The 3457-nt window shown below is 59.2% G+C and carries 3 protein-coding genes; 1 reads left to right on the top strand and 2 read right to left on the bottom strand.

From position 1 onward, the window contains the following. Together LJE93_08495 and LJE93_08490 are read right to left on the bottom strand one after the other, a co-directional pair. On the bottom strand, positions 1 to 748 hold a 748-nt coding region (locus LJE93_08495), incomplete at its 3' end, for a TonB-dependent receptor plug domain-containing protein (protein MCG6948934.1). Positions 749 to 762: 14 nt separating this feature from the next. Beyond that, complete coding sequence (locus tag LJE93_08490; GenBank protein ID MCG6948933.1) at positions 763 to 1425, bottom strand: TetR/AcrR family transcriptional regulator; 663 nt, start codon at positions 1423 to 1425, stop codon at positions 763 to 765. Positions 1426 to 1732: 307 nt separating this feature from the next. On the opposite strand from LJE93_08490, the gene LJE93_08485 reads away from it, so the two are divergent. Then, positions 1733 to 2785, top strand: coding sequence for a transposase (locus LJE93_08485; GenBank protein MCG6948932.1), 1053 nt, complete (start codon positions 1733 to 1735; stop codon positions 2783 to 2785). Positions 2786 to 3457 lie beyond the last annotated feature (672 nt).

The raw sequence follows: 3457 nt of genomic DNA, 5'->3' as shown, positions 1-3457 counted from the left end.
GGTACGCCATGGTGTTCTTGTCGGAGACGTCGCGGTTCTGGTACAGATTCCTGCCGTAACCGTCGCGCAGGAGCTTGGCGGCGGCGATCTTGCCGCGCAGTTTCCCCTCGATGATGGGCCCGCTCAGGTTGAAGCGATACTCTTGCGTCCCGTGGTTGCCAAGACCAAGGCTGAATTTACCTTCAGGCGTGTCCGAGAGCGGCTTGGTGACGTACTTGATCGCGCCGCCGATGGTGTTCTTGCCGTACAACGTGCCCTGCGGTCCGCGCAGCACCTCGACCCGGGCCACATCGTACACGTCGAGCAGCGCGCCCTGGCCGCGGGCAATGTAGACGTCGTCGATATAGAGGCCGACACCGGGGTCGACGCCCCACAGCGGGTCCGACTGGCCAACGCCGCGAATGAAGGCTGTGAGCGTTGTCGATTGGTTGCGGCCCTGGTAGATGGAGACGTTGGGGACGTAGGCGTCGAGCTCGGAAATGTCCGTCGCCTGAACATCCATCAGCTGGTCGCCCGTGACCACGGTGACCGCGATCGGCACCTCCTGGATGTTCTCCTCCATCCTGCGCGAGGTGACGATGATTTCGCCCGCGAACTGCTGTCGCTGGATGGCCTCTTCGATCGCCTGCTCCTCCTCTGTCTGTTGTTCTTCTGCCGGCTCCTCCTGGGCCAGCGCCGGCACCGCCAGCACCAGGATGACGGCAACTGCCGCCACCGCCAGCACTCTGATAATCCATCGATCGCTCATGTTTCCTCCCCTTCTTAAGTCTGGATTCCAGATGCGACGCCGCTCAACTCCTGGCGCAGCACCCCGTTGCGCAAAATGCGGATGAAACCGTCAACTGCCTGTTGCGCTTCCATGCCGAAGTGCATGGGAACGCCGAAACACTTTTCGACCATGTAGAAGTAGAAGAGCCAGCGGGTGGCGACCATCACCGCCACCATCGGGTCCGCATCGGCCAACCTTCCCACTTTTTCCAGCTCCTCGAAATGGGGGCTGTACTTCTCCCGGAAGCGGTCGGCCATGGTCTCGTAAAACCAGCGAATGTGGCGCCCCTGGTGCTCGATGACATCGACAAAGACGAGCAAGATGGAAGCCTTGTTCTCTTCGACCGTGCGTTCGATGGCAGCCGCCAGCTCCTCGAGATCGTCGGGAAAGTCTGCCTTCGTGAAGACCTTCTGCAGGTAATGCTCGGGATCGAGGAGACGCTCCCAGTAATTGTCGATGAGGCGCTGGAAGATCGCCTCTTTGGAGCCGAAGTGGTGGTAGAGGTTGCCGGTCGACTGCTCGCAGGCCTCGGCGATCTGGCGCATCGAGGTCGCGCCGTAGCCCTGGGTGGAGAAGAGCTCGAGGGCCACCTCCAACACCTTGTTGGTCGCGACCTCCGACCTCTCGGCCTGGCGTCCGTTCGTTCCCCTCGACATTCGCCCCCTAACAAACCGAACGTTCGTTATGTAAGTTAAGCCCCGCCGGCCCCGTTGTCAAGGCCGGAAACCCTCGTCGTCGTTTCCCGTCATCCTGAGTGAAGCGTCCTCTCCCCTCGGTGTCATTTCGACCGAGCGAACGGATTCCCTTTTTCTTCTGTCATACCGACCGAGCAGACGGAGCTCATTCTCCTTGTGTCATTTCGACCGAGCGAACGAAGTGAGCGAGCGGAGGCAATATGAAGGGGCGTCCCCCATCCTTAATTGGTGTGTCCTGTACCTGGTGACACCGGAAGGGAGAAGCCCCGTGGGTAATCATAAGTTCGCCGCCGCCGATGTGCACGCTGCAACGACCACATTTGCAGTTTTGGACTCGAGCGGCAAGTTCGTGATGGAGACTGTGGTCGAGACAAAAGCGGAGAGTCTTTTGTCGGTGGTGAAGTCGATATCAGGAGCGGTTCATCTGACTTTTGAGGAGGGCACGCACGCGGCGTGGTTGTACGACCTGTTGAGGCCACATGTCGCGGAGTTGCTGGTGTGTGATCCACGAAAGAATCGAAACGACAAAGGAAACAAGAGCGATCGAATCGACGCGAGGCAGCTGGCGAGATGGCTTCGCAGCGGCGATCTCTCGCCCGTGTACCACGGCGATGATTCGACGAAGGTTTTGAAGGAGCTGGTTCGTGGGTACGAAAACCTGGTGGCCGACAGCGTCCGGGTGAAGAATCGGCTGAAAGCGGTTTTCCGGTCAAAGGGTGAGGCGACATCAGGCGGGGATGTATACAGGCTCGAGAAACAGGAGGAGTGGCTGTCAAAGCTTCGGTCTTCCGGTCTGAGGTCGCGGGCTGAGTGGCTGTACTCGCAGATGGAGTCGTTGAACGACCTCAGAGACGAAGCCGAAAAGGCGGTACTCCGCGAGGCTGAGAAACACCGGCCGTGCAGTTTACTGAAATCAGTGCCTGGCAGAGGCCCGATTCGATCAGCGACGATCGTGGCCCATGTCGCGACACCGTTTCGATTCCATACGAAGCGACAGTTTTGGAGTTACTGCGGACTGGCGGTGGTGACGCGGGGCTCTTCCGACTGGGAAATCGAGGGAGAAGAGCTTCGACGCAGCCGCCGGCCGGTGTCGACGCGTGGATTGAATAGGAACCACAATCGGCATTTGAAGGATGCATTCAAAGGTGCAGTCCGTGACGCACGGGCATTCAGACCGCATCTTGATGCCTTGGTCGAGTCTGGGATGCGGGAATCGATGGCGCGGCTGACCGTGGCACGCAAGATCGCTGCAACGACCTTGGCGATCTGGAAGAAAGGAGAGACGTTCGTTCTGAGCAAGGCCGTCATCAGATCAGAGTAGAGACGTCAGACGGTCACCCCGGTGACCGATCCGTCAAGCCAAACCAGGTAGTGAGGCACACGATGCGATCGAAAAAGGTCGAGGGAGAGCATCAAATAGATTTCTGGCCAAAAGGCCCTGAATGGAGCCTATGCCCCCTCGCACGACCAGACATTGCGATGGGCCCCGAGCCCCAGAAAGAAGCGTGGTCGGCACGTCGCTCACGATGCTTCAAGACCGATGATTCGCATTGCAGATTCGCATCCAAGGCTAGAAAAACAACAACGGTGTCAACATCAGAAACGACGGGTCATCGTCTCCGGAAAGATCATCTTGCTGAGCGTCGTAGGGGACTCGGATGTCTGGGCCATCGACACCGAGGTGGGGAGAGGTACACCCTTGACATCCCCCTTCATCGAAGAAATCTATGGCCCGGACTGAAGCGCTCCCCGAGCTTGCTCACAGATTCCTCGACTCGGCCTTCGGCCTCGCTCGGAATGACACGTAAAGGGTGTGGCCTACTGCCTCGCTCGGAATGACAAAGCCCCGGGCGGGCGGCATTCCGAATTCCGAATTCCTAATTCCTAATTCTCCGCGCGTGTTCTTCGCCCTTTCGTAGGCCTACGCTTTCCGGCACGCGCCGCCCTCGCATCCGGCTTCATGTCGACCGGCACCAGCTGCAGCTGCATCGCA

The organism is Acidobacteriota bacterium (assembly GCA_022340665.1).
In the GTDB taxonomy this organism is placed as follows: Bacteria; Acidobacteriota; Thermoanaerobaculia; order Thermoanaerobaculales; family Sulfomarinibacteraceae; genus Sulfomarinibacter.
This window is presented reverse-complemented; position numbering and strand designations above follow the sequence as displayed.